The sequence below is a fragment of the Salinicola sp. V024 genome, from assembly GCF_052645315.1.
Window position 1 is genome coordinate 22,918 of sequence record NZ_JBQXYB010000009.1, and the last position, 25,363, is coordinate 48,280.

23 protein-coding genes are annotated in these 25,363 nt (G+C 61.9%); 10 read left to right on the top strand and 13 right to left on the bottom strand.

Features of this window, described 5'->3' with window-relative positions; genetic code table 11:
• Positions 1–104 precede the first annotated feature (104 nt).
• Positions 105–1,817 carry a thiamine pyrophosphate-dependent enzyme gene (locus tag ACUN9V_RS13670; protein WP_445511780.1) on the top strand — a complete coding sequence of 571 codons (1,713 nt, stop codon included), beginning with the start codon at positions 105–107 and terminating at the stop codon, positions 1,815–1,817.
• 152 nt (positions 1,818–1,969) lie between these two features.
• Here ACUN9V_RS13670 and ACUN9V_RS13675 read toward each other — a convergent pair whose 3' ends face one another.
• The 4 genes from ACUN9V_RS13675 to ACUN9V_RS13690 all read right to left on the bottom strand — a co-directional run bounded on the left by ACUN9V_RS13675 (position 1,970) and on the right by ACUN9V_RS13690 (position 4,791).
• Positions 1,970–2,257: a DUF1330 domain-containing protein gene (locus ACUN9V_RS13675; protein ID WP_075562974.1), complete on the bottom strand. Its 288-nt coding sequence runs from the start codon at positions 2,255–2,257 to the stop codon at positions 1,970–1,972.
• Between the two features lie 4 nt (positions 2,258–2,261).
• Complete coding sequence (locus ACUN9V_RS13680) at positions 2,262–2,948, bottom strand: type 1 glutamine amidotransferase domain-containing protein (RefSeq protein WP_087718204.1); 687 nt, start codon at positions 2,946–2,948, stop codon at positions 2,262–2,264.
• Between the two features lie 105 nt (positions 2,949–3,053).
• Entirely contained in the window at positions 3,054–4,088 is a 1,035-nt protein-coding gene (locus ACUN9V_RS13685; RefSeq protein ID WP_445511781.1) for an NADP-dependent oxidoreductase, read from the bottom strand.
• Between the two features lie 103 nt (positions 4,089–4,191).
• Positions 4,192–4,791, bottom strand: coding sequence for a TetR/AcrR family transcriptional regulator (locus ACUN9V_RS13690; protein WP_445511782.1), 600 nt, complete (start codon positions 4,789–4,791; stop codon positions 4,192–4,194).
• Between the two features lie 209 nt (positions 4,792–5,000).
• Here ACUN9V_RS13690 and ACUN9V_RS13695 point away from each other — a divergent pair, with 209 nt between their 5' ends.
• Together ACUN9V_RS13695 and ACUN9V_RS13700 are read left to right on the top strand one after the other, a co-directional pair.
• Complete coding sequence (locus ACUN9V_RS13695; RefSeq protein WP_445511783.1) at positions 5,001–6,206, top strand: glycosyltransferase family 4 protein; 1,206 nt, start codon at positions 5,001–5,003, stop codon at positions 6,204–6,206.
• Positions 6,203–7,465, top strand: a complete 1,263-nt coding sequence (locus ACUN9V_RS13700) for a PIG-L deacetylase family protein (protein WP_445511784.1) — start codon at positions 6,203–6,205, stop codon at positions 7,463–7,465. Before ACUN9V_RS13695 ends, ACUN9V_RS13700 begins: the two co-directional genes overlap by 4 nt.
• Positions 7,466–7,489: 24 nt before the next feature.
• Here the strand turns inward: ACUN9V_RS13700 and ACUN9V_RS13705 are convergent, their stop codons facing one another.
• Entirely contained in the window at positions 7,490–8,404 is a 915-nt protein-coding gene (locus tag ACUN9V_RS13705) for a LysR substrate-binding domain-containing protein (protein WP_445511785.1), read from the bottom strand.
• A 137-nt stretch (positions 8,405–8,541) separates the two neighbouring features.
• On the opposite strand from ACUN9V_RS13705, the gene ACUN9V_RS13710 reads away from it, so the two are divergent.
• On the top strand, positions 8,542–9,417 hold the full coding sequence (locus tag ACUN9V_RS13710) for a DMT family transporter (RefSeq protein ID WP_445511786.1): 876 nt from the start codon (positions 8,542–8,544) through the stop codon (positions 9,415–9,417).
• A 104-nt stretch (positions 9,418–9,521) separates the two neighbouring features.
• Positions 9,522–10,319: an MBL fold metallo-hydrolase gene (locus ACUN9V_RS13715; RefSeq protein ID WP_445511787.1), complete on the top strand. Its 798-nt coding sequence runs from the start codon at positions 9,522–9,524 to the stop codon at positions 10,317–10,319.
• 32 nt (positions 10,320–10,351) lie between these two features.
• On the opposite strand, the gene ACUN9V_RS13720 is transcribed toward ACUN9V_RS13715, so the two are convergent.
• Positions 10,352–11,539 carry an HlyD family secretion protein gene (locus ACUN9V_RS13720; protein ID WP_445511788.1) on the bottom strand — a complete coding sequence of 396 codons (1,188 nt, stop codon included), beginning with the start codon at positions 11,537–11,539 and terminating at the stop codon, positions 10,352–10,354.
• A gap of 82 nt (positions 11,540–11,621) precedes the next feature.
• Positions 11,622–13,175: a DHA2 family efflux MFS transporter permease subunit gene (locus ACUN9V_RS13725; RefSeq protein WP_445511789.1), complete on the bottom strand. Its 1,554-nt coding sequence runs from the start codon at positions 13,173–13,175 to the stop codon at positions 11,622–11,624.
• A 414-nt stretch (positions 13,176–13,589) separates the two neighbouring features.
• Between ACUN9V_RS13725 and ACUN9V_RS13730 the strand changes: the two genes are divergently transcribed.
• Positions 13,590–14,438, top strand: coding sequence for an oxidoreductase (locus ACUN9V_RS13730; RefSeq protein WP_445511790.1), 849 nt, complete (start codon positions 13,590–13,592; stop codon positions 14,436–14,438).
• Positions 14,439–14,534: 96 nt separating this feature from the next.
• Here ACUN9V_RS13730 and fucP read toward each other — a convergent pair whose 3' ends face one another.
• Positions 14,535–15,833 (bottom strand): L-fucose:H+ symporter permease, encoded by a 1,299-nt coding sequence (fucP, locus tag ACUN9V_RS13735; RefSeq protein ID WP_445511791.1) that lies wholly within the window; start codon positions 15,831–15,833, stop codon positions 14,535–14,537.
• Positions 15,834–16,130: 297 nt separating this feature from the next.
• Here fucP and ACUN9V_RS13740 point away from each other — a divergent pair, with 297 nt between their 5' ends.
• A complete protein-coding gene (locus ACUN9V_RS13740) occupies positions 16,131–16,820 on the top strand; it encodes a DUF4396 domain-containing protein (protein ID WP_445511792.1) in 690 nt (229 codons plus the stop codon).
• A gap of 46 nt (positions 16,821–16,866) precedes the next feature.
• On the opposite strand, the gene ACUN9V_RS13745 is transcribed toward ACUN9V_RS13740, so the two are convergent.
• The 3 genes from ACUN9V_RS13745 to ACUN9V_RS13755 all read right to left on the bottom strand — a co-directional run bounded on the left by ACUN9V_RS13745 (position 16,867) and on the right by ACUN9V_RS13755 (position 19,753).
• Positions 16,867–17,751 carry a DUF1932 domain-containing protein gene (locus ACUN9V_RS13745; protein ID WP_439304778.1) on the bottom strand — a complete coding sequence of 295 codons (885 nt, stop codon included), beginning with the start codon at positions 17,749–17,751 and terminating at the stop codon, positions 16,867–16,869.
• 139 nt (positions 17,752–17,890) lie between these two features.
• Positions 17,891–18,640, bottom strand: coding sequence for a type I methionyl aminopeptidase (gene map / locus ACUN9V_RS13750; protein ID WP_439304777.1), 750 nt, complete (start codon positions 18,638–18,640; stop codon positions 17,891–17,893).
• Between the two features lie 183 nt (positions 18,641–18,823).
• Positions 18,824–19,753, bottom strand: coding sequence for a LysR substrate-binding domain-containing protein (locus tag ACUN9V_RS13755; protein ID WP_445511793.1), 930 nt, complete (start codon positions 19,751–19,753; stop codon positions 18,824–18,826).
• 200 nt (positions 19,754–19,953) lie between these two features.
• Between ACUN9V_RS13755 and ACUN9V_RS13760 the strand changes: the two genes are divergently transcribed.
• The 3 genes from ACUN9V_RS13760 (at position 19,954) to ACUN9V_RS13770 (ending at position 22,798) form a co-directional block, all read left to right on the top strand.
• Complete coding sequence (locus tag ACUN9V_RS13760; protein WP_445511794.1) at positions 19,954–21,201, top strand: MFS transporter; 1,248 nt, start codon at positions 19,954–19,956, stop codon at positions 21,199–21,201.
• A gap of 63 nt (positions 21,202–21,264) precedes the next feature.
• Positions 21,265–21,780, top strand: a complete 516-nt coding sequence (locus ACUN9V_RS13765; protein WP_445511795.1) for a cupin domain-containing protein — start codon at positions 21,265–21,267, stop codon at positions 21,778–21,780.
• Positions 21,781–21,913: 133 nt separating this feature from the next.
• On the top strand, positions 21,914–22,798 hold the full coding sequence (locus ACUN9V_RS13770; RefSeq protein ID WP_445511796.1) for an NAD(P)-dependent oxidoreductase: 885 nt from the start codon (positions 21,914–21,916) through the stop codon (positions 22,796–22,798).
• Between the two features lie 92 nt (positions 22,799–22,890).
• On the opposite strand, the gene argC is transcribed toward ACUN9V_RS13770, so the two are convergent.
• Both argC and ACUN9V_RS13780 read right to left on the bottom strand, forming a co-directional pair.
• Positions 22,891–23,928, bottom strand: a complete 1,038-nt coding sequence (gene argC / locus ACUN9V_RS13775; RefSeq protein ID WP_445511797.1) for an N-acetyl-gamma-glutamyl-phosphate reductase — start codon at positions 23,926–23,928, stop codon at positions 22,891–22,893.
• Positions 23,929–23,990: 62 nt separating this feature from the next.
• A complete protein-coding gene (locus ACUN9V_RS13780) occupies positions 23,991–25,241 on the bottom strand; it encodes a pyridoxal phosphate-dependent aminotransferase (RefSeq protein ID WP_445511798.1) in 1,251 nt (416 codons plus the stop codon).
• Between the last annotated feature and the right edge of the window lie 122 nt (positions 25,242–25,363).

Genomic DNA, 25,363 nt, shown 5'->3' on the forward strand with positions numbered 1-25,363 from the left:
TTTTATCTCATTCATCGCCCAGTTCATCGGGCCGACGAGGTCGAAGTCGCCGAGAATAGCGCAGCATCGCTTCGGCAGTGTCTGGCCATGACAGGAGTCGCCCCATGAGTCATCAGAATGTCGCTGAAATCATCGTCGAAACCCTTGCCGAGGCGGGCGCCAAGCGCTGCTATGGCGTGGTCGGCGATACCATCAATCACTTCACCGACGCGATCCGGCGCAGCGATCTCGAGTGGGTGCATGTGCGCCACGAAGAGGTCGGCGGTTTCGCCGCCGGTGGCGAAGCCTACATGACTCGGGAACTGGCGCTGTGTGCCGGTACCTGCGGCCCGGGTACGCTACATTTCGTCAACGGCCTGTTTGAAGCCCATCGTAGCGGCTCCCCGGTGGTGCTGATCGCCTCTCAGGTGGGTACCGCCGATACCGGCGTCGGCTTTCCTCAGGACGTCGATCCCAAGCCGATCTACGAGCAGTGCAGCGTCTTCTGCGAAAGGATCATCAATCCCGATCAGGTGCGCCGGATGACGGCCCTGGCGGCCCAGGCGGCACTGGCCGAGAACGGTGTTGCGGTGCTGATCGTGCACGGCGATCTGTTCACCCAGAAGCCGAGCCAGGATCTGCCGTATCGCGCCCATCGATTCAACCCGATCACCCGGCCGAGCGCCGAGGAGCTGGTGCCGGCGATCAAGGCGCTCAACGCCGGGGGCAAGATCTCGATTTTCGCCGGCTCCGGCTGCGAGCACGCGCGTAACGAGGTGATGGTGCTGGCGGCCAAGCTCAACGCGCCGGTGGCGTGGACCTCGCGGGCCAAGGATTTCATCGAACCGGACAATCCCTTCGAGGTCGGCATGACCGGGGTTTTCGGCCTCGCCGGGGGTTACCACGCCGTGGCCGAATGCGACACCTTGCTGCTGCTTGGCTGCAACTTCGCCTGGACGCAGTTCTATCCCGAGAAGGCGACGATCATTCAGGTCGATATCGATCCGCAGCAGATCGGCAAACGTCACCCGGTCGACATCGGACTGCTCGGCAGCGTGCGCGATACCTGTGCCGCGCTGGCCCAGATCGTCGACGAGCAGAGCGACACGTCCTGGCTGGAGCGCTGCCGCAAGAGCTACCACAAGGCGCTGGAGCGCGACGCTCACGAGTCCGACGACGACGGCCTGATCCATCCGCAGGAACTGACGCTGGCGCTGGACGAAGCCGCCCACGACGACGCCTTCTTTACCGCCGATGGCGGCAGCCCGATGGTCTGGATGCTGCGTCACATCCGCGCCAACGGAAAGCGTCGGACGCTGTCGAGCCTCGTCCACGGCACCATGGCCAACGCCTATCCGCAGGCGATCGGCATTCAGAAGGCATTCCCCGAGCGTCAGGTCATCGCGATGTGCGGCGACGGTGGCATGACCATGCTGATGGGCGACCTGCTGACCCTGAAGCAGGAGAAGATTCCGCTCAAGATCGTCGTCTTCAACAATAGCTCGCTGGGTTTCGTCGAGCTGGAGCAGAAAGTCGACGGTCTGCTGGACAGCTACACCGACCTCGACAACCCCGATTTCGGGCTGCTGGCGCAGTCGATCGGCCTGTGGGGGCGGCGGGTCGAGCAGGAACACGAGCTCAAGCACGCCATCGCCGAGTGGCTGGCCCATCCCGGCCCGGCGATTCTCGACGTCAAGGTCAACCGCATGGAGCTGGTGATGCCGCCCAAGATCGAACCGGGGCAGGTAACGTCCACCGCGCTCTATTCGGGCAAGGCCGTGCTCAACGGCCGCATGAGCGATGTGGTCGATCTGGTGAAGAGCAACTTCTGGAGGTAGACGGTCCGGCGGTTTTTTCTGCCGAGCTGGCGGTGGCATCGATGACGGCCGGAGGTTGTCGGTCCATACCGGAGAGGCTGCACAATAAAGGGGGCGGCATTATCACTTGCCGCCCCCTTTGCACTGGAATTTCTACCGGCAACCGCTAGCCGTTAAACCCCTTCCACCATCATGACACGATAGTCGGCGCCTTTGAGCCGATGCTGCTTGGCCTCCTGATAGGCCGGGCTTTCATACCACGCCAGCGCGGCCTGGCGGTCGGGAAACTCCAGCACCACGGCACCCTCGGCTTCTGGGCCCTCTAGGGTGGTGATATCGCCATAGAATGCCAGGGGCTTGGGAGGGACCTCCCCCCTTGCCTTGCTGGCCTTGTCGGCGTAGATCGCCATCTCCTCGCTATCGAGGGTGGCGTCCTTGATGAAGATCACGTAAGTGCTCATTGAACTACCCCTTTTCGTTGAGTCGTTTCAGCAGGGCCTTCGCGGTTTCGGCGGAGGAGCCCGGGTTCTGGCCGGTAATCAGCAGGTCGTCGGTCAGAACGTAAGAGGACCAGTCAGCGCCTTTGCTGTAGTCGCCACCCTGTGACTTGAGCACGTCCTCGACCAGAAACGGCACCACGTCTGTCAAGCCGACAGCCTCTTCCTCGCTGTTGGAAAAGCCGGTGACCTTTTTACCCTTCACGATCGGCGCGCCGTCAGCGTCCTTCACGTGACGCAGTACGCCAGGCGCATGGCAAACGAGCGCCGCGGGACGGCCGGTCCGCAGGGTACGTTCGATCAGCGCAATGGATGCCTTGTCTTCGGCCAGGTCCCACAGCGGGCCGTGGCCGCCAGGGTAGAAGACTGCGTCGAAATCGTCGCTATCGATATCTGCCAGCACGTGGGTGCTGGCAAGTGCCTTGATGGCCTCCGCGTCAGCGCGGAAACGTTTGACCTCTTCGGTATCCGCCGTCGGGTCGTCGCTTTTAGGGTCCAGCGGGGGCTGACCCCCCTTGGGCGAGGCCAGCGTGATATCGGCGCCGGCGTCCTGGAAGACGACATAAGGCGCTGCCAGCTCTTCGAGCCAGAAGCCGGTTTTCTCACCGGTGTCGCCAAGTTGATCGTGTGATGTCAGTACCATTAATACTTTCATGGGATGAATGCCTTTGTGGTGGTTACGCAATCGATGACCGCGGGATCCGGTGCTTCGAAGTCGAGGAGGACGAGATCGAGGGGGACGAGATCGAGCGACATGGGATCAGCGCTCGCCGACCTGGATGACGAGTTTGCCGAAGTTCTCACCCTTCAGCAGACCGCTGAACGCCTTGGGGGCATTTTCCAGGCCTTCCTTGATCTCTTCGCGATAGTGAATGCGACCTTCCTCGACCCAGCGCGACATATCAGTGAAGAATTCGTCGAAACGATGCCCGTAGTCATCGAAGATGATGAACCCGCGCACGGTGAGGCGCTTCTTGAGAATGGTCGTCATCAACATAGGCAGGCGGTCGGGCCCCTCCGGCAGATCCGTCGCGTTGTACTGCGCGACCACGCCGCAGACCGGTATTCGAGCGCTGGTGTTCAGCAGCGGCAGGACGGCATCGAAGACCTTGCCGCCCACGTTTTCGTAGTAGACATCGATGCCGGCATCGCACGCGGCTTCGAGCTGGGTTTCGAAGTCGTCTGCCCGGTGGTCGATACAGGCATCGAAGCCCAGTGTCTCGACCACATAGCGGCACTTTTCGTCACCGCCGGCAATACCGACGACCCGCATGCCCTTGATCTTGCCGATCTGTCCAACCGTCGCACCGACAGGGCCGGTAGCGGCAGCGACCACCAGGGTCTCACCCGCCTTGGGTTTGCCGATATCCGTCAGCCCCATGTAGGCGGTAAAGCCCGGCATGCCCATGACGCCAAGAGCGTAGGAAGGATTCTCGGGCTGCTGTCCCAGGTTGGTCAGGGCCGTGCCGTCCGACAGGGCGTAGTCCTGCCAGCCGCTGTAGCCCAGCACCCAATCGCCTGGCTGGAAATCGGCATGTCGAGATTCGACGACGCGGCTGACGGTGCCGCCGACCATGACCTGATCGATTGCCACGGGTGGGGCATAGGATAGCGCGTCGCTCATGCGGCCCCGCATGTAGGGGTCCAGCGAGAGATACACCGTGCGCAGTAACACCGAGCCTTCGGTAACGCTGGGGATCTCGGTCTCTTCCAGGCGAAAATTATCCCGACTCGGCTCGCCGTGAGGGCGCGAGGCCAGTACCCACTGTCGATTGATTGCCTGATTCTGCGCCATGAGGCACTCCTTTTGCGTCGATGAAGTCGATTCGATTAGACCAGTCGTCTAGTCGCAGTGAAAATAAAAGAGCCGATTCGTCGGCCCTGGATTCACTCTCGGTTCAGTCACGGCCGAGCAAGCGTCGTGTTGTGCTCAATGCCGACTGCAACGGTCTATCGTCCTGGGTAACCTTAGCCAACATGCTGGCCCCTAGCCACATTTGATAAAGCGAGGCAGCCAACTCGCTGGCATCGCCGTCGGCAGCCATTTCTCCGTTCTGCCGGGCGCGTTTCAGCTCGCGGGTCAGACGCTCGATGACCCGATCCGTGCCGTCTTCCAGTACCTGACGCATGGAATCCGATAGATCACTGACCTCGGCACCCAGCTTGACCACCAAGCAGCGGCTTTGCAGGTCATTTCCGGCCTGGGTGTCCACCCACCGCTGCCAATAGCGCATCAACCGGGAAATGGCGGAGCCGTCGTCAGTAGCGCCAAGCAATACGTCAAGTTCGGCCAGATAGCGACTGAAGTAACGTTCCAGCAGTGCGACTCCAAATGCCTCTTTCGACTCGAAGTAATGGTAGAAAGAGCCTTTCGGGACCTGAGCCGCCTTGAGAATTTCATTCAGCCCGACCGCGGAAAACCCTCGGCTTCCCATGGTGGACTGAGCGATATCAAGGATCTGCGTCTTGACGTCGCGATTGGCAAGTGAATTGTTCATGCGCCCACTCTAGTCCGGAATAGACCAGTCGTCTAGTTTGCGTTGATAGTGTGCATCGATAATGCGCGTTGGCAGAGAATGCCCGGGGTGTGTCTTCGGCTAGCCGTATCCCGGTCTCGCCTTTTGCCGCTTGCTCTCGTGAATACTTCACTTACCATGCTTATTATCCCGGCGCTGGACGCCGATGGTTCGAAGGGAAAGGCTCTTTCATGAACGTATCGCACTTTGCGAGTTTCAACGTGGCGGGGGGCATCGGCTTGCTCTGTGCCACGCTGATCCACGAGCTCGCCCGCCGTGACCACGGCAACGTGCTGGTCAACAAAGGCGATCGCGTCGCCGAGGCGATGGCGTCTCGGCTGCCGCCGGGAATGCCGATGATCGGCTACAAGGCGCCACAGGGCGTCAAACTCCCCGCGTGGATACCGGGAGTGCGGCAGTGGGGCATGTCGCGAGCGCTGACCAAGGTGCCCAGGCCGGATGTGTTGTTGAGCTGGTCACAGCTCAATGCTGGCCCGCTGATTGCGGCCCATCGCAAGCTCGGCGCGCGGGCGATCCACTACGATCATGGCTCCGCATGGCGCGCCAATCCGAGCTCGTCTCGACTGGCGCACCTGGCTGCCTGCGACGGTGTGATCTGCGTCTCTCATGCGACTCGCCGCATGTTGCAGCTGCGCTGGGGTGTCACCGATATCCCCATGGTGGTGCAGCATAATCCGTTGATTCATCCAGTGGGCAACAGCGCAGTCGTCGAGGCATCCGAGCTGGCCGTCAATCGACGCTGGCGGTTGGGTGTGGCGGGGCGGTTGGTGCCAGTCAAAGGCTTCCCCATTGCCATTCGCGCCCTTCGCCGCTTGGTGGATAGCGGCCTCGATGCCGAGCTGCACGTGCTAGGTAGCGGCATGATGCAGCAGAGCCTCAAGCGCCTGGTCGATGAATTGGGCCTGGCCGATCGGGTCATCTTTCATGGCTTCGTCGACAATATGTCGGCCGAGCTTGCGACATTCGATCTGTTGCTGTGTCCGTCGTTTCGAGAGACCTTCGGCCTGGTCAGTATCGAGGCGGCCGCCGTCGGTTGTCCGGTCATCGGCAGTCGGGTCGATGGCCTGCCGGAGACCTTGAGCGAGGGCGTCAGCGGTCTGACGTTGCCGTGCACCGAAGCGGTCGAGTCGCTGACGACGCATGCCGATCACAGCAGTATTCCGCCGCAGGTCTACGACCCGGACACGGATCAACTGCGTGTGCCACTTGGGGTATCGCCAGAACGCCTGGCAGAAAGCGTGGCTGCGGTGCTCGGCGATCCCGAGCGTCATCTCGGCATGCGCCAGGCCGGGCAGCGCTTCGTGCGTGAGCATTTTGCGCTGGATCATTACGTCGACAGCATGACTCGGCATCTGCAAACGATGGGGACGACATGAGCGGTGTGATCGAGGCGACATCTCTGGGTAGCGATCGTTATGGATTCAGCCTGCCGGCGCGTGCAGCCGACGTCGCGGGCATGATCGAGATCGAGCTGACGCTGAAGGCCAGACGTTGGTCGTGGGCCCGCCGAGGCTTGCCCCGCGTGACGATCAGCGGGGGAGAGCGTTCGCCTGAAGTCTTCTCGCTGGAGCCCGAGCGCGACAGGCAGCGGATTGCCTATCCATTACCAGAGGATGTTGCGGCGGAGGGCGAGCTTCAGCTCAGCGTCGAAGGTGCCCGGCTCGTCGAGACGCCGCGTCTCCGCTGGCACCCGCGACCGGCGCTAACGGGGCCGTATCTGATTCTGGCCCCGCACCCGGATGACGCAGAGTTGGCTGCCGGCGGGTTCTACACCGATCAGGCGGAGACGATGCACATTGTCACGCTCTCCTGCGGCGAGAAGCTCAAGAGCATGGATCGGCAGTATCTCAGCGGCTTGGACCAGACCCAGGCAGACGCTTCGAGACGCAAGGCCGAATGGCGACGCTGGAACGTCTACGCCACGCCGCTGCTATCCGGACTGTCGCCAGAGCGATCGACGTTGATCGGCGTGCCGGATGGACAGGGGTGGTCGTTGATCCATGACGGCACGCCGCAGACGCCGGCGTGGCCGGTCCGCGAGACCCGCGCCTTCAATCGTGTCGAACTGCCTTTCTCGGAGACCGACGTGCTCGAGCGCGAGCATGTGCTGGCTGCCCTCCGGCAATTGATCGATACTCTGCGCCCCGAAACGGTGCTGGTGACCGATCCCGAATTCGACCCGCATGGCGATCATCGCGCGACATCGCTGGCACTGGCACTGGCGCTGTCGGAAAGCGCGCACCGGCCGGCTAACGTCATGCTCTATGCCAATCACTATCGTCACGCCTATCCTCCCGGTCCGGCCTTTCAGCCGGCCTGGATGCCACCAAAATCCATCGCCATCGACTCGCTGTTCGATGACGCGCCGGTGCCGATGCTGTGGCCCCTCGCCCCGGCAATGCAGAAACACAAGGCGCTGTTGCTGGATAGCATGAGTGACCTGTCGTCGCGGGCGAATCGTCGCCAACAGCGTCAGCGGGTAAAACGCGCCGGGTTTCGCCCGACGTTTGCGGCAGAGCGTGATCCCTATTTTCAATCCGCCGTGCGCTCGACCGAGTTTTTCCGGGTGTTGCCCGGTGAGGTATTCGTCAAAGGCTGGCTGCAACGATTCGAAGCCGATGAGTCACCTCGGTGACGTGGCGGGTGAGGGCGGGCAATGTCAGTGGTCGGTATCGGCCAGCGCGTCTTTCAGCCAGTCCAGCAATGCCCGCGTAGCGTGACGTTCGGGCGATCCCTGTCGCGTGTACACGGCGATCGCTGCCGGTTGAGGCAGACTGTCGCTCACGGGACGAACCAGTTCACCCGACGCGATCAGCCGTTCGGTCGTGCGCCGCCAACCCAGTGCCACGCCGTGGCCTTCCAGGGCCGCTTGAAGCATCAGCGGATAGCTGTCGAAGCGCTTGCCGGGCAGGGGGGCCGTCAAGGGGTGCCCCATGGCGCGGAACCAGTCGCGCCACTCCATCCACTCCTGCGGCTCGACCCGATGATGTAGCAACTCGAATCCCGCCAACGAGCTCAGGGCCAGGGGTGCCTGTTGTGCCGCGGGATGATGGGGACTGCAGATGGGGTAGATCTCATCGGTCGCGGTGAAGGCGAGACGATGGTTGCCGCTGGGCCTGCCGTGGGTTTGGAGCGCGATATCGAACGGGTCGCGGTGTTCGGTGACGGGGCGCGTCGACGTCGCCAGCTTCAGGTCGATGTCGGAGTGGCGGCGGTTGAAGGTGGCCAGGCGCGGCATCAACCAGTAGAAGGCCTCACACAGCTGGCAGAATAGAATGACCTGGGAACCGCGATGAGGGCCACGCAGCTCGTCGGCCTGATCCGCCATGGCGCGTAACGCCCGGGAGACGATGTCGGCGAATTCGCGACCGTCTGGGGTGAGAAAGACGCCGCGATTACGGCGCTCGAACAACGCGAGGCCCAGATCGTCCTCCAGTGCGCGTATCTGGCGGCTGACGGCGGCCTGAGTGAGGTGCAGCTCATCGGCCGCGCGCGAGAAACTTTCGAGGCGCGCGGCCGCCTCGAAAGGCAATAACGTCGACAAAGGCGGCAATGACTGACCTAGCCGATTCATAATCTGAGCTCATGGGTTGTGACGGTGAAGTCGTTGGTCAGATGACAGGTTCTCCGTGCATGCTGAGCCCCATCAGTCTGGAAACGATAGGGATCATCATGCATCAGCAACGCCATGACAATCATCGCCAAGGGGTGATGTTGATCGTCGGCTCGGTTTGTCTGCTCGCGTTATCTGACGCGTTGGTTAAGTATCTCAGCGCGGCGCTGTCGCTTTGGCAACTGCTCGCGATGGCATCGTTGGTGTCGATTCCCATTGTGGCTGGGTGCCTGGTTCTGCGCGGGGGGCTGGCGGCCTTGGTACCCGGGAAGATCGGGTGGGTGATGCTGCGCAGCCTGCTGTTGCTGGCGATGTGGTTATTGTTCTACGCGGCGTTACCCTTGATCCCGCTGGCGACCGCCGCCGTGGGGATCTATACCACGCCGCTGTTCATTGCGATGATGGCGTCGCTGATGGGTGATGAACGGCTGACCCTTCGTCGCTGGGCAGCGATCGGCATCGGCTTCGGGGGCGTTCTGCTGGTGCTGCGTCCGGGACCGGGATTGGTGTCTGTCGCCATCTGCCTGCCGGTGGCCGCAGCCTGCTGCTACGCCGTCGCCATGGTCTTGACGCGTCGCCACTGCGCCGGTGAGCGCCCGCTGGTATTGGCGCTGGGCCTGAATCTCTCCTTTGCGCTGGCCGGGCTCGTGGGCAGCGGGCTGACGGCGACCACGATCGGTGACACCGCCGTGCGGCAGGGCTTCTTGAGCCGGCAATGGCAGCCCCTCGATATCTTTGAGATATCGCTGATCCTCGTTTATGCGCTACTGATGGTGACCGTCAACACCGGCGTCGCGCGAGCGTATCAGATTGCGCCGTCTTCGTTGGTAGGCACATTCGACTACGCCTATCTGATATTCGCCATCGGTTGGGGGTTCTGGTTATTCGGCGAGGTTCCTGATGGCCCAATGCTGGTGGGTATGGCGATTATCTTGATCGCCGGATGGCTGGTGATCCGGCAGCATAAAGCGTGACGATCGCTGGCAAGCGCACGACCTCAAGCTACGTTGATAATAAGCGACGTTGATAAAGAGAAGTGACAATCGATGTTCTGAGGCGGTTCTACGGGGAGGTCGAGATGCGTAACCATGGTTTTATCTGCGCTACCTGCGGTGTGCAATATACGCCCAGCGAGGCACCGCCGGAGCACTGCGAAATCTGCGAGGACGAGCGTCAGTTCGTGCCCGTCGAGGGCCAGCGCTGGACGACGCCAACCGAGTTGGCGACCCATCACACCAACACCTTCCGCCACATGGCGCCGGGACTGATGGCGATAGGCACCACGCCAAGCTTCGCCATCGGCCAGCGCGCCTTCCTGGTACGAACACCGGCTGGCAATGTGCTGTGGGACTGCCTGACCTTACTCGACGAGGCGACCATCGAGATCATCGAAGGTCTCGGCGGGCTCGATGCCATCGTGCTGTCCCACCCGCATTTCTTTTCCACCATGGCAGATTGGGCACAGGCGTTCGACTGCCCGATTCATGTTCACGCCGCAGATCGTGACTGGGTCACCGTGCCGGATGTGCGAATCGAGTTCTGGGAGGGGGCGTCTCGCGAAATATTGCCCGGCGTCGAGGTCCATCGTCTAGGTGGCCATTTCCCCGGCGCCAGCGTGCTGCACTGGCCCGAGCACGAGGTGCTACTGACTAGCGATACGCTGCTGGTGACGCCGGATCGTATGGCATCGTTCATGTGGTCCTATCCCAACAATATTCCTCTCGACGCCAGCACGGTCGAGAGTATTGCCAGGCGCCTCGAGCCGCTCGATTTCGACAGCGCCTATTCCGCTTTCTGGGGTCGCGAGATACTGATCGATGCCAAGCACGTCATCGAGGAGTCGGCGCAGCGCCATTGTCGGGCGCTGCGCGGGTGAGAGTTTTCACCGCTCCGATCTCATCGATTCGGTCAGCTGTGGGAGTCGACGCCTGATTGTGAATCCGGTTGGCGTTTGTCGGCGCCGCTGATGTCGATATCCACCCCGACCATCATGCCGGGGCCGATTAGGTCGGTGGGGCCGTCGTCGAAGCGGATGCGTACGGGAATTCGCTGCGTGATCTTGGTGAAGTTGCCGGAGGGGTTGGGGTCCGGTAACAGGGCGAATTGACTGGTCGCGGCGCGGCCGATGACGGCGACGTGACCGCTGAAGGCCTGGTCGGGAAAGGCATCGACGGTGATGGAGACGGATTGGCCAACGCGCAGCGCGCCGATGTCGGTTTCCTTGATGTTGGCCTCGACCCACAGCTTCGAGGGGTCGTGCATCATCAGGATCGGCTGCCCGGCGCTGATGTATTCGCCCTGGTCGATGAGCGTCTTGTCGATCACGCCATCCACCGGGCTCTTGACCTGCAGGTCGGCGATGCGCAGTTGCTCCTCATCACGTTTGGCCTCGGCAGAGGCAAGGTTGCTTTCGGCAATCTTTACCTGTTGCCGTAGCACATCGGGGTTGGGAAGCGGCATCTGCGAGCCGTTGATGAAGCCGATCTGGGCGTTGTCCGCCAACGCCTGATTGACCTGAACCTCTTGTTGCGCCTGGGCGTGTTCGGCGAGAGCGGCCTGATAGGCGTAGTAATCCTGATCACGGCGCTGTTCGGAGACCGAGCGTTTCTGATAGAGCGTGTCGGAGCGCTTGAAGTCCCGTTCGGCTTGAGTCAGCCGCGCTTGGGCCGCGTCTTCGGCGGCTTTGCTGGCCTCGAGTTGACGATGCGTCAGATGCATCCCCCCTTTCAGCTGTTTCCCGGCCATAGCCAACCGCGATCGTTCATAATCCAGTTGGGCCTGCTGAGTGTCGACCTCGGCTTCGAGTGCGGTCAGTCTGCGCGCATCGGGTTTTCGATAAAGCACCGCCACGGCATCGCCGGGGTGTAGCGTGTCACCTTCGGTGAGATCGAACTTGGTCACCCAGCCTTCGAGACGGCTACTGACGGTCACCTGGTCGGTCATGACGCGAGCGTCCTGGGCGCTGACATGCGACAGACGGTGGGCAATCGCCAGGCCGATCCAGATCAGGCACAGCACCACGACGATGGCGAGTATCAGCAGTTTCACGCTGCGAGGCAGGCGGCGCTTGGCAGATCGAGGGGAATCAGCGGTCATGGCGTGAATGGATCCTTCGAAAGTCGGGTGAACACAAGTCGGGACAACATAAGTCGGGAGAACATAAGGCGGATGAGCAAGATCAGGCGCGAGGCAAGCCTCGCCAGCGGCTAAGCAGAATCGACGGTATCACCACCAGAAGCAGACTCCCTATCAGGATCCAGAAGCCGTCCTGGTAGGCGAAAATCGAGGCCCAGATCGCCTCGATGCGGCCCATCAGGTAGCCGGCCATGGCCGGTTGATGGGTTTCCGGTACGCCGAGGCGGCCTACCAGATCGGTCAATTGGCCAAGCTGCTGGCGTGCGATGGCGTTACCGGCGTTGACGCCGGCATTCAGGATCTGACCGTGGTAGACGGTCTGGCGATCGAGCAGTATGACCAGACCCGCCGTGCCCAGCGCGCCGCCCAGCTGCAGCGCGAAGTTGATTGCGCCCGAGCCATGGCCGGTGAGGTGGCTGGGCAGACCGGCGATGGCGGTGGATAGCGTCGGCGGCGGGAACGACGCCATGCCGATGGAGAGAATGCCCATCGCCGTGGCGAGATAAACGAAGGAGGTATTCCAGTCCATCTGCGCCATCAACCATACCGAGAGCAGCGTGCAGGCGAGACCGGGGAGCGTGATCCAATGGGGCGGGTAACGATCGCTTAGCCAACCGACCAGCGGCACCAGAATGCCGAGCACGGCGGTGGAGGGCAGGAATATCTGCCCGGCCGTGATCGGACTGTAGTGCAGCACCGCCTGCACGAATTGCGGTAGCAGGTAAATGATGCCGTAGAAGGTGCCGCCGAACAGGCACATCGCCAGCGTGCCGACGACGAACAGGCGATTGCGGAAGATCGCCAGGTCGAGCAGCGGATGCCGGGAGCGATTCTGCCAGGCAATGAACGTGGCCCCGCAGAGCACCGACACCAGTATCAGCTCGGGAACGCGAGGATCGTACCAGCCCCAGCGCTGGCCGTTGGAAAGCGCCGCGAGCAGCGAAAACACTGCTACGAATAGCAGCACCACGCCGGCCCAGTCGAAGGGGGGGCGCGGACCCTTCTGTTCGCGGGTGGGCAGGAAGAACAGACCCATCACGATCGCGGCAGCGCAGATGGGCAGCGTGACGAAGAACACGTAGCGCCAGGTGAAATGTTCGACCAGCCAGCCACCGACGACGGTCGCCAGCGTCAGCGGCAGGCCCAGGCACATGCCGTACATGGCAGTCGCCATGCCCCGCCCCTCCGGCGGATAGACGGCGAACAGCGCCTGCATGGCGACCGGGCGAATCAACCCGGTCATGCCGCCCTGGACGATCCTCGCCGCCACCAGCGTCGCCATGCCCTGGCCCAGGCCGCCGAGGATCGAGGCCGCGATGAACGTCAGCAGCAATCCGACGAAGGTGGCTCGCTGACCGACGGCGGCCACCAGCCACGGCGCGACCAGCAGCGACACGGTGGTCGAGGCCAGAAAGCCGGTAGAAAGCCACTGGACCTGCGAGTCGCTCATGCCGAAGGCGCCCTTGATGTAGGGGATGGCCACGTTGACGATGGTGATCGACATGCCCAGCGCCACCAGGCCCAGCATCACGGTCAACGTCACCCACAGCCGATAGCGTGGACCGTAGCGCTCGAAAAGCTGCTCGACCTGGGTCATGCGTCGTCATCCGAAGTATCGATGGCGCCGGCGATCCTATGGGTGAAAGGCAATGGGTATCCTTGAACGGTGCAGGAGGCAAAAATGCAGCTTGCAAAGATCGGGCGATGAAGGAAGCAGGCGAATCGATAACGCGTCTATTTTTTGCTCGCTAAGCGATTATCCCGACTTGGTTGTATGACTTTCAAGGTGCTTGCGACTAAGGTCGCACGATAACCGGCTCTCGCGCGAAGAACGAAGCGGTGGCTCTCGTCGGACGCCGAATCGGGCCTTGGCGGCGGCATCGGTTGCCGTGAGATCGTCTACGCTAGAGACTCACGTTCACCGACGGCGCTGCCATACGGTCATGATCTATTTTCCGTGGCGTCGTGTTCTCGAAAGCTCGTGTTCTCGATATTCGAAAGGAGGTATTGCATGTCCATGCCCAATTCTCCCGTGTGGTTGATCACGGGATGTTCCACCGGTTTCGGCCGCGAACTGGCCAAGCTGATCATCGAGCAGGGCGGGAAAGTCATCGCGACGGCGCGTTCCCGCGAGCGCGTGGCGGATCTGGTCGAAGGCGCCGAAGATCGCGTTCTCGCGCTGGCGCTGGATGTCACCGATGCAGCGCAGATCGATGAGGTCGTCGCGGCGGCGAACGACAAGTTCGGCCGGATCGATGTGCTGATCAACAACGCCGGGTACGGCTATCAAGCCTCCTGCGAGGAGGGCGAAGAGAGCGCGATTCGAGCGCAGTTCGATGCCAACGTCTTCGGTCTGTTCGCGATGACGCGAGCGGTGCTGCCCGGCATGCGCGAACGCCGTGCCGGACACGTCATCAGCATCAGTTCGGTCGCCGGCTTCATCGGGTTTCCGGGTTCCGGTTACTACGCTGCCAGCAAGCACGCGGTGGAAGGCTGGTCGGATTCGCTCAAGGCCGAGGTGGGGCCGCTGGGTGTTCGCGTCACCTGTGTCGAACCGGGGCCGTTTCGCACCGATTGGGCCGGACGCTCGCTGCAGCAGACGCCGAGCAAGATCGACGACTACGCCGAGACGGCCAAGGCGCGCATGGCAGGAACCAGCAGCAACAGCGGCAAGCAGCCGGGTGATCCGGTGCGTGCCGCTCAAGCGATGATGGATCTGGTCGCGCAGCCGCAGCCGCCGCGTCATCTGGTGCTGGGGGCCTGGGGTGTCGACAAGGTGATCGAGAATCTCGAGGAGCGGCTGGCGGAAATTCGCGAGTGGCGGGCGGTCGGTGAAGCGACCGACTATCCAGACAAGTGAACGCCGTCGGAAACGGATGACCGGAGCGTAGGCAACGACGTTCTCAACGACAAACGCCCCTCCATCGAGGGGCGTTTGTCGTTGACGGGTAGCCGTTCACGAATAAGCGTTGGCTTCACCTTGAGCGGCGGGGTGCGGATTGATGACCCGCGAGCCGCGGAAGCCGTAGAACGCGATGAACAGATAGCAGATCAGCGGCAGCACGAAGGCGTGATGAATGCCCACGGTATCGGCGATCGCGCCCTGGGCCACCGGAAGGATGGCGCCGCCGACGATGGCCATGATCAGCAGGCTCGACGCCTTGCTGGTCAGCGGACCGAGCTTGGCGATGCCCAACGTGAAGATGGTCGGGAACATGATCGAATTGAACAGGCCGATGGCAACGATGCTCCACATGGCGACATGGCCGGAGGTCAACATGGTCGCAGCGGTCAGCAGTGCCGCAACGATGGCGAACACGCCCAGCATCAGGCTGGGGCGAATCTTCTGCATCAGCGCCGAGCCGATAAAGCGACCGATCATGGCGCCGCCCCAGTAATAGGCAACGTAGCTGGCGGCGCTGCTTTCGCTCATGTTGCCGATGTCCGGCAGCGAGATGTAATTGATCAGGAAGCTGCCGATGGAAACCTCCGCACCCACGTAGGCAAAGATGCCGATGACGCCGAACAGTACATGCGGGTGACGCAAGGCCTGGGCGGCAGTGACGTTCTCGGTGGGGCTATCGTCGCGGGCCTGATCCTTGAAATTGGGCAGCTTCCACAGATAGATCACCACCGCCAGAACAGCGAGTACACCGGCCAGCAGCAGGTAGGGCAGCTGCACGCTCTGGGCCTGCTGAACCTTGTAGGCCATACGGTCGGCGCTGGACATGTCGGCCAGTTCACTGGCCCCCAGCACCGCGGCGCCAAGGATCAGCATGCCCCCGAAGTACGGGGCCAGCGTGGTGCCCAGCGAATTGAACGCCTGGGCCAGATTGAGCCGGCTCGAGGCGGAGCCCTCGGCCCCCAGCAGACTGACATAGGGGTTGGCCGCGACCTGCAGCATGGTGACGCCGCTGGCCAGCACGAACAGCGCGGTCAGAAACAGCGGATACGAGGGCGCCCGCGCCGCCGGATAGAACATCACCGCGCCTACCGCGGCGATCAACAGTCCCAGGCTGATGGCGTTCTTGTAACCGATCCTGGCGAGCACCTTGCCCATCGGCAGCGACATGATGAAATACGCGCCGAAGAAGGTGAACTGGATCAGCATGGTCTGGGTGTAGTTCAGCGAAAAGACCGCTTTCAGGTGGGGAATCAGAATGTCATTGAGACAGGTGATGAAACCCCACATGAAAAAGATCGTCGTGACGACGGTCAGCGCGCTGCGGTAATTGGGTCTGTGCGTTTCGGACATGTTCGGAGAATCCTGTGATGAAGTGTCCAGAGAATGGGCCGTTGCCCCGACGTTGATCGTGTCAGCGCGCTGGCTGGACAAGATAATGCATTAAGCGAGGCGGCTTATAAAGCAGCTGTTCATTATTAGAACGGTAATGGAATGCGCCATGTGAATGCGCGAACCTGGGTCCGGGACCTCGCTTGTTGAAGTCGCCGAACGTTTCTATACCTGAAGCGATCTTAGAAAGAACGCGACCACTCGATCGCGGGCATATCGCGGACATAGATAGCCGAGACATCGCCAAGGAGGGCAATAATGCTGATTTTCTGGTCATGGACTTTTCTGCTGCTGGGTATCGCGACGGCACTGATCATTGCCGTCGATGTTTTGAAACGCCCCCAGCCCATGGCGATCATGAATCTGACATGGCCGATCACCGGGCTCTACATGCCGGTGTTCGGATGGTGGGCCTATCGCCGAATGGGTCGAGCGCCGACTAAATTGGAGCAGGCGCATCAAGCCCACGAACAGCACGGCGGCCATGAGCATCATGGCGGTGATAAGCCCAAGTGGCAGAGCGTCTTCGTCTCCGCTACCCACTGCGGCGGCGGCTGCACGCTGGGCGACGTGGTGACGGCCCCGATCGCCACGGCCACCGGCTTCGCCCTGCTGGGCTCCGCGGTGCTGGGGCATTTCGTGCTCGCGTTCATCGGCGCCTATCTGTTCGGCGTGCTGTTCCAGTATCTGCCGATTCGGGCAATGAGCGATTCAGGCCCCGGCGCGGCGCTGAGAGACGCGATCAAGGCCGATACGTTGTCATTGATCGCCTTTCAGATCGGCATGTATCTCTGGATGCTGATTGCTCTCTATGGCTGGATGGGAGAGCTCAACGCGTTCACCGCGCCATTCTGGTTCATGATGCAGATCGCGATGCTGATCGGCTTTGTCACTTCTTATCCGGCCAACTGGATATTGATCAATCGAGGCATCAAGCACGGTATGTAGCGCCCGTATAGCCGCCATGTAGCGGCCATATAGCACCGTGGTTGGCTCAGTAGGGCTTCCCCTCGCAGTTTGAGCCGGAGCCGTTATCGATCAGGCCAGCGAGTAGCGTTTTGAGTGCTTCATTGTTGGTGTCGTCCCCCAGCTGCTCATAAAGCGATGCAAAGCCCTCGAAAGCCTGCCGCCCGGCGGGATTCGTCCCCTGAGGATCGCTGGCATCGAGGAAATCGGCGATCTCGCGCATTTCCGGGTGCCAGCGCCACGCCTTGGGCAGCATGTCCGGAATGCCGCTATCGATACGCGTGATGACCTCGGGCAGGCTATGTTCGAGTTCCGCACGTAACGCATCGCCGGCGCCACTGCGCCCGGCAGCGATCAGCATGATCGTGGTCAACGCTGTCATGCCCTTGTTGATTCCTGCAAAACACATCTTCAGCGCGGAAGCGCTGCCGCTCTCTCCTTCCAGCACCCGAATGTCCAGGCCGTGATCGTTGAGCTGGGCCAGTTTGGAGGCCTGTTCGCCGGCCACGTAGATTCGCGGCGTCTTGGTCTCGGAGGGCGGCGGACCGATGATGCCGCCATCGACGAATGCCGCGCCGCTATCTCGCACGATACGTTCGACGCGGGCCAGCGTGGCGGTGCTGATGGCATTCAAGTCACAGTAGATCGGTGGTGTTTCACAGTCGGCCAGTAGCGGGGCGATTTTGCTGGCAATCGCCTCGGCTTGCGCCGGTGGTACGACGGAAAGCAGTAGATCGGCCTGCATCAATTCAGACAGTTCGACGTCACGCATGCCAGCGTGCTTGGCACGTTCTCGGCTGCGCTCACTGCGATCCTTCAGTGAGGTAATCACCTCGACATGGTTCTCGCTCAAGCGTTTGCCGATGGCGGCACCCATTGCGCCCGGAGCAATCAATGCAACGGTCAGTGTCATGGTCTGGTTTCTCCTGTCGCGTTTGTATGACAAACACTATCGGACAGGATTCGGCCTTCGACCATGCCCCTTGTGTCTAAGGGAGAAGATTCCAGGGCGAGGAGTTTTAGTCTCAAGAGATTAACAATACAGAGATCGATCAACTCGGCAATGTAACGATGATGGCCCCTCGATCCGTGGCGACGACAGTGTGTTCATACTGCACAGTTGGAGCGTGTGGCTCGCTGTAAAGCGTCCAGCCGTCATTCCCATCGGTTGCCCAGTGTCCGCCGGTGGACAGGAATGGCTCGATGGTCAGCACGAGTCCTTTGTTGATGCGTCTTTTCTCGCCGCGGGTGGGCCAGGTCGCGATTTCCTCGGGGTACTCGTGCAGTGATCGGCCAACACCATGGCTGGCGAGGTTGCGGATCAATGTGTAGCCCCGATCCGAAGCAAAGCGCCCGATGGCGTTGCCGATGCCGGATAACGGCCGTGAGTTGCCAACCTGTTCGATTCCGATCTGCATGGCTCGCCTACCGTCTCGGCAAAGTGTGTCGAGTGCAGGCGCGACTGGTGTGACACGGAATGTCGAGCCGGTATCCGCAAAATAACCATTCTTGGAGGCTGAGACGTCTATATTGACCAGATCGCCCTGAGCGATAACTCTATCTCCCGGAATTCCATGGGCGATCTCTTCATTGACACTGATGCAAGTCGTTCCCGGAAAGTGATAACTGGATTGCGGCGCAGACAGGGCGCCCTCACGCTCCAGTAACGCTTTACCGATCTCATCCAGTTCTCGTGTCGTCATGCCGGGCTCCAACGATTTCGACATGGCGAGCATCGTGTTGGCGACAATTCGGCCGATTTCCTTGAGCCCATCCAGCTCACCTTGTTTCGTGATCGTCATTCAGAAGCCTCTTTCGAAATGGTGCTCTGGCCAGTAACTTTGAGCTGTGACTTTGAGTTAAATCCGTGAATCAGATCTTTGAAGTAGCGCTCGCCATTGAGCATAGCTTTGAGTCTATCCACTACTGTATCTCGACACTTCAACCTGCCGGTATTCGACGCTGATATCCGCTATCCGATCCGCTTAGTGATGCATTGGTCGACTGGCGTCGAGTAGCCCTTCGGCGGCGAGTTGGGTCAGCAGCCAGTCACGAAAGGCGGCGACCCTGGGCAGCTCGGCGCAGCGGCGGGTGCAGACCCAGTAGCAGCTTAGGCCGATGACATGACCGGCACCGAACGGCTCGATTAACTGGCCGCTGGCGATCAGTGGATGCGCGATCTCCTGATGGGTAATGGCAACGCCGAGCCCTGTCATCACCGCTTCGAGTGCGAGGCTATCGTTATCGAAGGTGGGGCCACTGCCGTCATCGAGGTGGGCCAGCCCTCTGGGCGTTAGCCACGCCCGCCAACCCTCCGGCCGCAGTCGGGTCTGAATATGCGTGACGCGAGTGAGATCATCGGGCGTCGTCAGTTTTGATGCCATTCCCGGTGCGCAAACCACGGTCAGTCTTTCGTGAAATAGAAATCGGGTATCGAGCGAGGTGTCCGGCGGCTTCGACAGGTAACGAATGGTGACGTCGACGTTCATGCCGCCGACGTCAGCGCGTTCGACATCGATCAGATCGACCGAGGTCTCCAGGCGCACTTGATAGCCGGGATAGGCGGTTTGAAAGTCGGCGAGACGCGGGATCAGCCAGCCGCTGGCAAAAATCGGCACCGTCGATACGGTGAGCACCGGGTCCTCCTGCTGCGTTTTAACCGACACCGCCGCCGCGCTGATGCGATCCAGCCCCTCACGGACGCCATCGAACAGGCGACGCCCGGCATCGGTCAATAGCACCTGACGCGTGCGGCGCACGAACAATGTCGTCTGCAGCGCTTCTTCCAGCCCGCGAATCTGGTGGCTGATCGCTGATGCCGTGACGTGAAGTTCTTGCGAGGCGTGATGAAAACTCTCGTGTCTGGCGGCGGCCTCGAAGGCACGCAACGCGTTGAGCGGGGGAAGATAACGCATCGTCGATGGCACCATGGATGAGATATTTTCACCCATTATGGCAAGAAGTTTCTTTTGTCGCAGCCCGGCCGATTGCCTAGATTGCGCTGATATCGATAGAGACAATCACGCGATGCTTTGCGGGTCTTTTCTCATCGATTCTTGATCGTCTTTTCATCGCGCCCGGTCATTGCCGGGCGCTGGCTAACACAGGTGGCGTCATGGCTCTGTTTGCACGCGCGCAGTCTTATGTCTCGTCGATTGTCTCTTCGACAAAGACCGACTCGGCTTTGCCATGGGGTGCGCTGGCACTGCTGTGGTTGGTCGGGTTGTATATGCGCCTGCCCATTCTGATCATGCCGCCACTGGCCGGAGAGATCGCCGAGTCGCTGTCTCTGGGAAGCGCTGCTATTGGCGCACTGACCACGGTGCCTTATGTGGTGCTGGCGTTGAGCATGATGCTGGCGGTGCGATTCGCCCGACGCGTCGGCATGCTGCAGGCATTGACGCTGGCGCTGGCGATCGTGGCGCTGGGTTCCGCGGCACGGGGGCTGACGCTCTCCGCCCCCGTTCTGTTCACGGCGTCGGTCGTCATGGGTCTGGGGCTGGCGGTGATGCAGGTCACGGTGCCCGCGTTGCTGCGGGGCTGGACGCCGAGCCATCTGGGGCTGGGCAGCGCGATCTATCTCAACGGCATGACGGTGGGTGAATTGATCGGCGCGGGAGGCACGCGCCCCGTCGTGCTGGCGTTGGCGGGCGATAGCTGGCAGCTGGCGCTGCTGCTTTGGTCGCTGCCGGCGCTGGTGATCGTCGCATTGCTGGCGGTGCGTCTTCGCCAGAGCTCGCGACATCGCAAGGTCGCGGCCGCATCCGAGACGGTGCCTTCCCGCTCGATGTCGTTGCGCTCGTCACGGGTATGGCTGATGGGCGTACCGCTGGCAGCGTCGATAGGGCTATTCATGGCCACCAACGCCTATCTCAGCAGTATTCTCGAGGCTCGTGGAGAATCTGACCTGCTCACGCTGGCGCTGCTGTTTTACAACGCCAGTCCGTTGGCGGCGTCGCTGGTCATGCTGTGGCGAGGGCGACGCTGGATCACTCGACGTCAGCCGTTGGGCATCTTTGCCGCGCTCGGGGTGCTGGGGCTAGTCGGTTTTCTGGGGATGGAGGGCTGGCCGGCGCTGATCGCGCTGGTGATTTCCGGTTTCGGCATTACCCTGGAACTCACGCTGATCATGGCGTTGCCGCCTTGTCTGGAACGCGGGGAGGCGGTGGCCTCGCTGACCGCCGGCATGTCTTTCGTCGGCTACTCCCTGGCCTTCGTCATGCCGATGCTGGGCGGCTGGCTCGCGGAGGCATACTCGAACCCGAACCTCGCGCTGTGGCCGATGCTGCTGTTCGCCGGCCTGAGTCTTTTCGCGGTCTACCGGATGCCGCTGTCGGCGAGCCCGAATGACGAGCCCGAGTGACGAGCCGGCGAGCGTCTCCTAAGCTATTTGTGGCATCGATGATCCAGCTTCAGGGAGAACGCCATGGCGACGCCGCAACCCGAAACGCACACGTTCGACGCCGATGAGGCCAGCGGCTTTCCCAACTCGTTGCTGCCGGTGTTGATCTACCGTCAGGTTCTCGACGCCTCCGAGTCGGATCCGGCCGCCGGTTTCGAGGCGCTGTTCGCTCGTCACCAATGGCCGCCACAGTGGCGCTATGGGCTCTACGATTTCGATCATTTCCATTCCACCGCGCACGAGGCGCTGGGCGTCTTCCGTGGCCGGGCGCATATTCGCCTGGGCGGCCCCAACGGCCGCGAGCACGATATCGCTGCAGGCGATGTGCTGGTGCTGCCGGCGGGCGTCGGTCATGCCTGCCTTGAGGCCAGTGATGACTTCACCATGGTCGGCGCCTATCCGCCGGGCCAGTCGTGGGAGGTAGAGCGCGGAGAGCCCGGCCAACTCGATGCCGCCCGCCGCCGGGTGGCTGCGGTCGCGTCGCCCGACGACGATCCCGTCGGCGGGGCGCTGTTGTCGTTATGGCGCGGTCATCATTAAAAAGGCGCCAAGGCAAGGGAACGATAGCGGAAGGGCGTCGCGTTGAAATCGGGCCTTGAGCTTGAAGGATGTGACTTTCGTCTATAGTTTCCTGTGTGATTAGCAGCCTACACTTTTCTTGAGGAACACTCCGATGTCCGATTCTCGTTCCATTGCCGTGCTGGGCCTGGGTGCCATGGGCCATGCCTTCGCCGCCAATCTCCTGCAAGCCGGCTTTGATGTAGCGGTGTGGAACCGCTCTCCCGGCAAGGCCAGCGGTCTCGTCGAGAATGGCGCACGTCTTGCCGAGTCTCCCGCCGATGCGGTGGATCAGGCCCAGGCCGTGATCACGATGTTCCCCGACCTCGCGGTGACGCGGGACGTGCTGTTGAGCGACGATGGCGCGCTGGTCGCGATGACGGAAGGCGCGATATTGATCCAGATGGGCACGCTGGGCGTGGCCGAAACCGACCGGCTGATCGCCGAAGTCGGTGACGCGCGCAGTGACGTCGTGTTCATCGACGCGCCGGTTTCCGGCACCAAGGCGCCGGCGCAGCAGGGTAAGATCGCCATTCTGGCCAGCGGCGATCGTGATCGCGCGGGCACCGTGGTCGAGCCGGTCTTCGAGGTGCTGGGCAACAAGACCCAGTGGCTGGGACAGGCCGGGCAGGGCGCGCGGATGAAGGTCGTCATCAACGCCTGGCTGATCTCGATGATGCAGGGCATCGCCGAGACCGCACAGCTTGCCGATACGCTCGGCTTCACCACCGACGATCTCTGGCAGGTGCTCGAGGGTGGCCCGCTGGCCACGCCCTACATGAAGCTCAAGATGGACATGATCGCCAGCGGCGAATTCGATCCGCAGATGGCGATGCAGTGGGGGCTGAAAGATCTCGGGCTGGCACTGGAGGCGGGCGACGACAAGGCGCTGCCGTCGCTTTCCCATATCCGCAATCTCTGGTTCGATGCCGTTAATGCAGGGCATGGCGAGCAGGATATCGCGGCGATCTATGCATTTCTGGAAACGTATCGCCGCTGATCGATCGGCGCTCACAGACTGACCCTCGACAGCATACGACCCTGAATTCGCCGGGTCTGGATCGATGAAATCCAGGCCCGGCGAGTTTCGCGTCAGATGCTGAGGCCCGTCATTTCGTCCACGCCGAGGTGCACGTTCATGTTCTGTACAGCGGACCCGGCGGCACCCTTGCCGAGATTGTCGAGCCGCGACACCAGGCAGACGCGCTCTTCGTTGCCGAACACGAACAGGTCGACGCGATTGGTCTCATTGGCGCCCTGCACGTCGAAAAAGCCATTGTCCAGGTTATCGATGTGCTCGAACGGCCTGACCTGCACGAAAGGCTCTTCGGCGTATTGGGCGCGGTAGGCATTCAGCAAATCCTCCGCCCGAATGCCAGCAGGTAGATGAGACAGCTGCAGCGGCACGCTGACCATCAGCCCTTTCAGGAAAGGACCGACGATCGGAGAGAATACCGGCGGCCGCGCCAGGCGGCCATGCTGCTGCATCTCCGGCAGGTGCTTATGGCCGAGCGACATGGCATAGGGCCGCGGCGCGCTCAGGCGATCGTCGGCGGCAGACTTGCCGCCCGCACTGGCCTGATAGTCGGCGATCATCGCTTTGCCGCCCCCGCTGTAACCGGTCAGCGAGAAGGCGGAGAGCGGATAGTCTGCGGGCAACAATCCTGCATCCACCAGCGGCCGTACCAGCAGAATGAACGCGCTGGCATGACAACCGACATTGGCGATGCGCTTGCTGGCGCGAATCCGGTCGCGCTGGCCGTCATCCAGCTCCGGCAGCCCGTAGACCCAGTCGGGATCGGTACGAAACGCCGTACTGGCATCGATTAGACAGGTGTCTGGATTTTCGACCATCGCTGCGGCCTCGCGAGAGGCTGCATCCGGCAGGCACAGAAACGCGATGTCGGCGGCATTCAGCAGTCGCGCTCGTTCGACCGGGTCCTTGCGCTTGTCGCTGTCGATACGCAGCAGTTCGATATCGTCGCGCGCTTGAAGATAATCGAACAGGCGCAGGCCGGTGGTGCCTTCCTGGCCGTCGACATAGACCTTGAAAGGGCCCTTGAAAGAGCCCTTGAATGAGCTCTGGGAAGAGTCCTCGAAGGCGCGCTGGGATGAGTCCTGAGGTGCCATGGGCGTTGTCCTGCCGTTGATCTATGACGATGTCGTAATCGCAATATTGTGCAGATTTGGCGTCAGCTTGTCATGCCATTGAGTGGCCTGGCCGCCAGCCGGGATTCGCCCTGGCACTCCCGGGCACAGCGCTCGACTCGCCGACAGGCTTCGCGCAGACGCTCGGCGCCCACCGTCAGGCTCAGCCGTACGAAACCCGCAGCGGAAGGGCCGAAGGCCTCGCCCGCGAGCACCGAGACCCCGTGCTCATCGAGCAGACGGTCGGCGAAAGCATGCGTGCTGAGGCCGGTGGCGCGAATATCGATCATCATGAACATCCCCGCGGCAGGAGGAAGGGTGGCAACGACCTCGCTGTCACGCAGGGTTTCGACCACCGCATCGCGACGTTGTCGGTAGGTCTGACGCATCGTGGCAATCGCCGTTGGCGGCTCGTCGAATGCGGCAATCGCGGCATCCTGAATGAATGGCTGACAGCCGTAGAGCATGCACAGGGCAAGATTGACCAGGTGAGACATCAGTGCTGGCGGACCGACGACCCAGCCGAGCCGCCAGCCGGTCATCGCGTGGGATTTTGACAGACTGCTGATGACCACCGTGCGCTTGCGCATGCCCGGCAGGCTATCGGGGCTTGCGTGCTCGCCGTCGAAGATCAGATCGGCGTAGACGGCATCGACGATTAGCCACAGGTCATGCTCGCGGCAGAGCGTGGCGATCGATTCCCACACCGCTGGCGTCAGGCACTGGCCAGTGGGGTTATGGGGGCTGTTGATCAGAATCGCCCGCGTTCGAGGGGTGATCGCCGCCTCGATGTCGGCCGCCCGCGGTTGGAAGCCCTCATCGGCGGATAACGGCACCCAGACCGGCACGGCACCGGTGGACTGCACCACGGCTTCGTAGGTGACGTAGGCCGGTTCGGGAATGATCACCTCGTCGCCCGGATCGAGCAGGCACTGGGCCGTGGCGTAGAGCCCACACTGTGCGCCGGCAAGTACGGCGACGTTGTTCGCGTCGGTATCGGCGTGGCCGCCGTGGCCACGATGAAAGGCCGCGATGCGCTCACGCAGAGCCGGTTTGCCCTGCACGTCGGTGTAATGGGTGGCGCCGCTGCGCAGGCTGGTGACGGCGGCCTCGACGATGGTGGGCGGCGTATCGAAATCAGGATCGCCCACTGACAGGATGATCACGTCTTCGCCGCGGGCCTGACGGGCCTTGGCGCGGAAGTGAATATTCCAGGCGCTGGCACCTTCACCGGCGATGCGCTGCGTCAGTTGGGCATAGGGGGGAGAAGTATCGTGTGAATCGGCTGAACGCATGACAGTCCCGTGGTCGCAAGTCGCGGATTGGAAGCAAGCTGATAGGGACAGACTAACGATTACGTACCTCGACGAACAGCCGCCAAGCGGCACCAGGGCCGCTCGGCGTCCATCAGCCACTC

Bases quoted from the DNA above. Each gene is read 5' to 3' on its own strand.
- ACUN9V_RS13670 (WP_445511780.1), top strand. From the start codon at position 105: ATGAGTCATCAGAATGTCGCTGAAATCATCGTCGAAACCCTTGCCGAG.
- ACUN9V_RS13675 (WP_075562974.1), bottom strand. From the start codon at position 2,257: ATGAGCACTTACGTGATCTTCATCAAGGACGCCACCCTCGATAGCGAG.
- ACUN9V_RS13680 (WP_087718204.1), bottom strand. From the start codon at position 2,948: ATGAAAGTATTAATGGTACTGACATCACACGATCAACTTGGCGACACC.
- ACUN9V_RS13685 (WP_445511781.1), bottom strand. From the start codon at position 4,088: ATGGCGCAGAATCAGGCAATCAATCGACAGTGGGTACTGGCCTCGCGC.
- ACUN9V_RS13690 (WP_445511782.1), bottom strand. From the start codon at position 4,791: ATGAACAATTCACTTGCCAATCGCGACGTCAAGACGCAGATCCTTGAT.
- ACUN9V_RS13695 (WP_445511783.1), top strand. From the start codon at position 5,001: ATGAACGTATCGCACTTTGCGAGTTTCAACGTGGCGGGGGGCATCGGC.
- ACUN9V_RS13700 (WP_445511784.1), top strand. From the start codon at position 6,203: ATGAGCGGTGTGATCGAGGCGACATCTCTGGGTAGCGATCGTTATGGA.
- ACUN9V_RS13705 (WP_445511785.1), bottom strand. From the start codon at position 8,404: ATGAATCGGCTAGGTCAGTCATTGCCGCCTTTGTCGACGTTATTGCCT.
- ACUN9V_RS13710 (WP_445511786.1), top strand. From the start codon at position 8,542: ATGTTGATCGTCGGCTCGGTTTGTCTGCTCGCGTTATCTGACGCGTTG.
- ACUN9V_RS13715 (WP_445511787.1), top strand. From the start codon at position 9,522: ATGCGTAACCATGGTTTTATCTGCGCTACCTGCGGTGTGCAATATACG.
- ACUN9V_RS13720 (WP_445511788.1), bottom strand. From the start codon at position 11,539: ATGACCGCTGATTCCCCTCGATCTGCCAAGCGCCGCCTGCCTCGCAGC.
- ACUN9V_RS13725 (WP_445511789.1), bottom strand. From the start codon at position 13,175: ATGACCCAGGTCGAGCAGCTTTTCGAGCGCTACGGTCCACGCTATCGG.
- ACUN9V_RS13730 (WP_445511790.1), top strand. From the start codon at position 13,590: ATGTCCATGCCCAATTCTCCCGTGTGGTTGATCACGGGATGTTCCACC.
- fucP (WP_445511791.1), bottom strand. From the start codon at position 15,833: ATGTCCGAAACGCACAGACCCAATTACCGCAGCGCGCTGACCGTCGTC.
- ACUN9V_RS13740 (WP_445511792.1), top strand. From the start codon at position 16,131: ATGCTGATTTTCTGGTCATGGACTTTTCTGCTGCTGGGTATCGCGACG.
- ACUN9V_RS13745 (WP_439304778.1), bottom strand. From the start codon at position 17,751: ATGACACTGACCGTTGCATTGATTGCTCCGGGCGCAATGGGTGCCGCC.
- map (WP_439304777.1), bottom strand. From the start codon at position 18,640: ATGACGATCACGAAACAAGGTGAGCTGGATGGGCTCAAGGAAATCGGC.
- ACUN9V_RS13755 (WP_445511793.1), bottom strand. From the start codon at position 19,753: ATGCGTTATCTTCCCCCGCTCAACGCGTTGCGTGCCTTCGAGGCCGCC.
- ACUN9V_RS13760 (WP_445511794.1), top strand. From the start codon at position 19,954: ATGGCTCTGTTTGCACGCGCGCAGTCTTATGTCTCGTCGATTGTCTCT.
- ACUN9V_RS13765 (WP_445511795.1), top strand. From the start codon at position 21,265: ATGGCGACGCCGCAACCCGAAACGCACACGTTCGACGCCGATGAGGCC.
- ACUN9V_RS13770 (WP_445511796.1), top strand. From the start codon at position 21,914: ATGTCCGATTCTCGTTCCATTGCCGTGCTGGGCCTGGGTGCCATGGGC.
- argC (WP_445511797.1), bottom strand. From the start codon at position 23,928: ATGGCACCTCAGGACTCATCCCAGCGCGCCTTCGAGGACTCTTCCCAG.
- ACUN9V_RS13780 (WP_445511798.1), bottom strand. From the start codon at position 25,241: ATGCGTTCAGCCGATTCACACGATACTTCTCCCCCCTATGCCCAACTG.